Annotated in this window: 8 protein-coding genes; 1 reads left to right on the top strand and 7 read right to left on the bottom strand. The window is 40.4% G+C overall.

What is annotated here, in order from left to right:
• Positions 1–686: 686 nt before the first annotated feature.
• The 7 genes from VL121_RS07280 to mobA all read right to left on the bottom strand — a co-directional run bounded on the left by VL121_RS07280 (position 687) and on the right by mobA (position 4,672).
• Positions 687–923 carry a hypothetical protein gene (locus tag VL121_RS07280; protein WP_325403695.1) on the bottom strand — a complete coding sequence of 79 codons (237 nt, stop codon included), beginning with the start codon at positions 921–923 and terminating at the stop codon, positions 687–689.
• 64 nt (positions 924–987) lie between these two features.
• On the bottom strand, positions 988–1,767 hold the full coding sequence (locus VL121_RS21820) for a hypothetical protein (protein WP_475364915.1): 780 nt from the start codon (positions 1,765–1,767) through the stop codon (positions 988–990).
• A 12-nt stretch (positions 1,768–1,779) separates the two neighbouring features.
• Positions 1,780–2,271, bottom strand: a complete 492-nt coding sequence (locus VL121_RS21815; RefSeq protein ID WP_475364914.1) for a YWFCY domain-containing protein — start codon at positions 2,269–2,271, stop codon at positions 1,780–1,782.
• 92 nt (positions 2,272–2,363) lie between these two features.
• Complete coding sequence (locus tag VL121_RS07270; RefSeq protein WP_325403693.1) at positions 2,364–2,930, bottom strand: hypothetical protein; 567 nt, start codon at positions 2,928–2,930, stop codon at positions 2,364–2,366.
• On the bottom strand, positions 2,911–3,378 hold the full coding sequence (locus VL121_RS07265; protein WP_325403691.1) for a hypothetical protein: 468 nt from the start codon (positions 3,376–3,378) through the stop codon (positions 2,911–2,913). Before VL121_RS07265 ends, VL121_RS07270 begins: the two co-directional genes overlap by 20 nt.
• Positions 3,379–3,416: 38 nt before the next feature.
• Positions 3,417–4,229 carry a conjugal transfer protein MobB gene (gene mobB, locus VL121_RS07260; protein WP_325403689.1) on the bottom strand — a complete coding sequence of 271 codons (813 nt, stop codon included), beginning with the start codon at positions 4,227–4,229 and terminating at the stop codon, positions 3,417–3,419.
• Positions 4,229–4,672 (bottom strand): conjugal transfer protein MobA, encoded by a 444-nt coding sequence (gene mobA, locus VL121_RS07255; protein ID WP_325403687.1) that lies wholly within the window; start codon positions 4,670–4,672, stop codon positions 4,229–4,231. Before mobA ends, mobB begins: the two co-directional genes overlap by 1 nt.
• 670 nt (positions 4,673–5,342) lie before the next feature.
• Here mobA and VL121_RS07250 point away from each other — a divergent pair.
• Positions 5,343–5,806, top strand: a 464-nt coding sequence (locus tag VL121_RS07250; RefSeq protein ID WP_325403685.1) for a ParA family protein, incomplete at its 3' end; no start/stop codon positions are given.

The raw sequence follows: 5,806 nt of genomic DNA, 5'->3' as shown, positions 1-5,806 counted from the left end.
CGGAAAGTAGCTGTGGATGATTTTGCGTAGTTCGTAAGCAATGACTGTACCATCAATGGCAGCATCCTGCGGTTCAACTTTGATTGCTGTATCTGAATAATTGTGCTTGTTACCCAACATAAACCGCCTATCTTCACGGCAGCAAAAATCCCGCCTGAAAACCAATACTGACGGGCTTTTAAGAAAAATATGGGTAACAAATATACTTTAAATTAAAAGTACCCAACCAGCCCGAAAGGGCTTTTTATCTCTACTCCTCACTACACACCCAATTAGCCCGAAAAATATTTTTTAGCACCGCCCTGAAACCCCTGGTGGATAAGGATAGTATTTACTCGCTGAAGAATGTTTATGCATCGTTATTTTGTTTGAACAATTGTTTCTATCAGTTTTGCCTCTGTCATGTATCGTTAATTTATCCATTAGCCCTTTTATAACAAAGAAGAAATAGTTTGATAGCATATGCTGGCTTTGAGGGTAGTAGTTATCGTTCTGAAATGATGCAAAGTCTATACCTATGATTCCGACCTATGCGCTTAATCCTATAAAAATAAAAGAAAATACTTATGGCGTACCTCTTGCCGGTAAAAAGCAAATGCTGTTCTTATAAAGAGATTTGGATTACGGAGAATTAAAAGACCAATAGCTCAATTGCAGATTTACGACTTCACTCTTTCCAAATGGGCTTATTTAAATAGTAATTCTATACTAACTGCGATGGATCGTATTAGTTCCAAATCAGGCGGCTTCTCCATATGCTGTAACAGCGCCCGATAATTTCTTTCTTCATCCGGCTCAAAGATTATCGTTTGATCGTTTAGGGTTACCAGTATGCTGTGGCTGTATTTCCATGCCTTCAATTCTGCCGGCAAAAGCATATCCTGTCCTTTATAATGCACTGGTAATTCAAATTTCTCACCCATATAATCAACTGTAAAAATTCATATACACTCCTGCTTAATACCGGTATGCTTAACGCAGAGTAATTTAAAAGTTGCAGCCACTCTGTAAAGCCTGTAAGCAATAGCTATTGATGTCTAACGAAAAATCATCGCCGGTCATTACCCAATACAGTTGCGGAGAGATCATTCTTGAAAGCGGAATTTTTGCCGATGCGATTTGTCCCTGCAACTGATCCTGAGCGCCGCCTTTCCAGGCATCCATAAACGGAGAGAGGTAGTTTTCCAGTGCGGGATAGGATGTAAGGATGGTAAATACATCTGCATATTTTTTGTTCAGGAGTTCAATGGCATGAGGAAAAGTACAGTACCTGCCGTTATCATAAATTTTCAAAAACCAGACAATAGCTGCCAGAAGGATGATCGGGCTTTCTACAAAAAAATCGCCTTGCTTTTGTATCCAGGTTCTGTTCAGGTTTAGCATGATGGTATAAGCTGCTTCATAAGCATCGGAAATATCCGTCATAAATTCAGGATTAAGCGGATTGCAGCGGTGGCTTCTTCGCGGATCATCAAAGTTGATCACATAGAATTTTGGTTTTACGCTGTACTTACCACTGTATTTCAGTAAATGATTGTAAGCAATAGTAGAAAGATCATCAAACTTAAAGTCATAGATGTACATTGAAAATCCTTTTTCAATATGCTGTTTGATATAATTATTTATGATGGCATAGCTTTTACCTGAACCAGGTGTACCCAACACTATTGTTGCCCTGAATGGATTTACTACATTAATCCATCCCTGATTCCATTTGTCTTTATAATAGAATTTTGTGGAGAGATTTACAGAGTATTCATTACTCATGAGCTTTGTTTCCTATTGAAAACTTTCATTCTCATTATTGAATACATCGCCCATCAGGTTTGTACGGAGCAGGCGGCTGATCCAAACACCTGCCACCATTAAAACAATATAGCCTGCCGAAGCAGTAACTAAATAAAGAAGTGTTGCCAGACCTGCCGACAGTTTCAATAATGGAGTATTAAGAAAGAATAGTACAAAGCCGGTTGCAAGGGCTACATAAATCTTTAGCCAGGTAATCTTCTCATTCTTCACGCCTTTTGTGCCGAGGTAGCTTAACCCAAGTAATACCAACGCAAACAGTTTTGTATAAACGCCATGAGAAAACAGCCTGGATGCACGGTCAAAGTTTGAAAGAATGCTATTGATGACCTGCAGTGTCCAGCCCCGTTCTGCAAAAAAGCCATAACAGTACCAGTAAAGGTGCATAAGCACCAACAGGATACTTACTGCTCTCATAAAAGCCATAATTTTGGCCAGTCCTCTTAAATCGTCTCCTCCCTGCATAATATTTTTATGGAAAAATTATGCATAACAGAGCATGAGTTTATGCCAATGGCATCTTGTGGCATTGTTTGAGCATAGCTGGCAGATACCTGTTATTTTCTGTTCATCTTATACCTGTTTTCACCGGCAAATAAAAGTCTGTTTTCATGTGTGGCAATATATCTGTCAAAATCTTCCGGCAGGGTTAAATGCTCATACGCCTCATCATAATAATGCAGGTCAAGACTATATATGACTGTCTTTCTTTTGCATATCCGAAATGAGAGCGTTGCTTCCAGTTCGTAAGGTGTAACATCTATCTGAGCATTTCCGTTAAGATACCGCATCCAGGCATTATTGTAGTCAAGGTTATTGATGTCTTGAATAAATGCCAGTTTGTACAAGTCTATAAACTCACCGGCAGCATCGTCTTCTGTACTTATACTGATGGTTAAAGGGCCGTGGTTATGGTTGGATAAACTTAGATAAGTCCACAACTGGTTTGAGGCTGTTAACCCTATTTCCATTCCTTTGCTGTTCTTAAATCGGTTGTTTCTATCTTTCAAATACCGGATTAAATCCTCACCCAGGCTGTCCATTGTAGTGTAGTTTACCAGATACAAACGTATCGAAAAATGATCAGATAAACATATGCTAAGCTTAGGACTTTCTACTGGCATTTCGCTTCTTTTTCCTCATCTGCCTTTCAAAGGCCAGTTCCTCATAATCCTCACCCTGCGTTTGTGGTAAAAGCCCGCCAAGACCTTCTGGCAAACCAAATTCTTCGGTAGCACCCGCAGGTTTATCCTTGTATAGAAAATCAAAAAATTCATGGGTCTGTTCCTTATCGTTATTGGGATCATCATCTTTTGTCCTGTTTAGCGAGCTAATAAACCGGGTATTGTCCTGTAAAGTGCCTTTATTATTCTGGGTTACTTCCTGTTGCCATAGATCATTGAAGACATTAGCTGACAAATTCTTCCCCAGCTGTGATCCGTTCCAAACAGTTTTAGATTCATGGTCAATAAACGTCATCCCGTATAGGCGCCCTTCATCGCTGCGGCGAACAACGGTATTGATGCCCTGATCCAGTAATTCCTTCTTAAAAGCAGCTTCACCGCAGGTCATGTGTATTGCTGCCTCAATGCTGCTTTTAACGGTAGCTTTTACAGGGCCACCTTCATTTGCTCCCTTGATTTTTCAAAATGCTTTTGGAGCCAGGCTATTGCGGCAGATTTTCCAAACGATGAAGACTTAAACGGGTTACTTGCCTTTTCTCCCTGTTCATTCAAAGCAAAATAAACCAAGCCATGTTTTGGCTGTCCGTTCAGCTCGCCTTTCACTTCTTCGGCGGTAATGTTGAACAAGGAAAGTAAGGCGTTATATGCCCCAAGAGTTTGAAACTGGTAGTATTTGGGGAGGTATCTGACCACGGCAGCCATCTGGCTTTTTATATCGCCTGTTTTATAATTCACCGGCTGAAATATCCGCGCATCATTTTCACGGGTCTTTTCTGTGGCCGCTATAAGATTATGCTTTTGTTCCAATGAACGGCATGCATTCATTGACCGTTTTCGCTCAAATGAATCTGAAATCTTCTTACCTTCTTCGTCTACACATACAGAAACGATATGAATATGGGTACGGCTGGTATCGGTATGTTTGAAAACCACGAACGGCTGTTCTCCGTAACCCATTTCCTGCATGTATTGCTTCGCCATTAGCCTATACCTTTCATCACTCACATTATCGTTGGGATCAGGGTTGAGAGAAATGTGTACTACCGGTTTTTCAGTATTTCGATTAGCCAGTAAATAAGGTTCAAACGATCTGAGCAATTGGTTAACGGAGTAACTCCCGTCAGGCGTTTCCAGCATTTCATGCAGGAGTAAAATCTCTCCGTTTTCATTCTTTACTTTGATCTGGTTGTAAGATAAAGCTCCGTAAATATTCGCCCCCCTGCCGATCTTTGCTATCATTACTGCCCGTTTTTATTCAAATACTTTGTCTCAAACTGCTGTATCAACTGTATTATTTTCTGGCATAATGCAGCCATTTCCGTGGTTTGTTTTTCTAATTTAAAGAGGTATGCGGCTGCTTTTTTTTCCGAAAAATTGCGGTATAATATCTTAACTACCTGGTTATAGTTAACCCCAACCGATCGAAACTGTCCATATAGTGTTGTCAAGCGCATATAGGAATCCATTGCTGCCTTATCAATTTTTACCGTCTTAATCGTCTTCTGGAATACACAAGCTGTAATAAAATGTGCTTTGATCTGCATACCTGACGATTCAAAGAGCGAAAGAAATCTTGCGTTCTCTTCTGCATTCAATGAAATGGAATACCGGAATACTGCCGGGTCATTTTTTGGATGGCGGCCATATTTCTTTGTCCCATTCTTTTTATTGTTCTCGTCCATAAAACATCGTTTCAAAATTTTGAAAAACACCGACTTTGGAGGGTGTTTTAAGTTTCCGCCTTTGCGGACAAGTTTGTTTTGAGCTGCGCCCTGGATTTCGCGCTGCTCAAAACACAACTTGCTCTGTTCCGGTGAACAGAAAATCCCGCTTTGGGCAGGATTAAATAAAGTAGGGAAAAACGGCTTCGAGCCGTTCGTCATACTGCATAGTATGGTGCAGTTCATTCCCATTAAATCATTAGAATAAATCCCTTTGCAAAGTAAATCCAGGATCAGGAGCGCATTGTATTATGGAACGATGCCGAATAGTGCCACCAGGTGCCAATGCGGGACAGTCTCTTAAAAGCCTGTATATATCTGCATTCCTTTATACAGGAAGTTGCATTTAAGTAAATATGCACGGCTATTTTTATGTAGCTACACAATAACGTGAGTACGTGTGGATGTAAGTGCAGCTATATGATGATATATATGTGAATAGGCAAATAAATAAGTATGCCGATAAATGCGGATGCCGGTGTGTACAACCCCATTGCTATATGTGCCTGTACAGATAAGCATGTAAAAAAGTACATACGCTTAACTATACTGGTATATAAACACAGTGGCATACAACGGGACATAAGTAAGTAAGTGAATACAAAATGAATATTTAAAAACAGTTATACAAATGGACAAGAAACACAAACCTTTATTTATTGCTTTTTCCACCCAGAAAGGTGGTGTGGGCAAATCCACCTTTACGGCTCTTGCAGCCAGTATGCTTCATTACCGCTTAGGTTATAACGTAGCAGTATATGATTGTGACTTTCCGCAGTACAGTCTTTCGCAGATGCGTGAACGGGATTTGAAAATGGTAATGAAAAACGAAGTGTATAAGAAGCTGGCGCACCGCCAATTCAGCACCATCAATAAAAAAGCCTACCCGGTCATTCAATGCAAGGCAGATGAAGCATTGAATAAAGCTGGAGATTTTATACATTCTTCAGCCGCTGCGGTTGATGTGCTGTTTTTTGACCTGCCGGGTACGGTCAATACACCGGGAGTACTGACCACCTTAGCCGGTATGCAGTATATCTTTTCGCCTATCACGGCAGACCGTGTAGTTATTGAAAGCACCTTGAGCTTTACGGA

The sequence above is a fragment of the Agriterribacter sp. genome, from assembly GCF_035497235.1.
Classification (GTDB): Bacteria; Bacteroidota; Bacteroidia; order Chitinophagales; family Chitinophagaceae; genus Agriterribacter.
The sequence above is the reverse complement of the archived record's forward strand: the minus strand, read 5'-3'. Positions and strand labels throughout refer to the sequence as shown.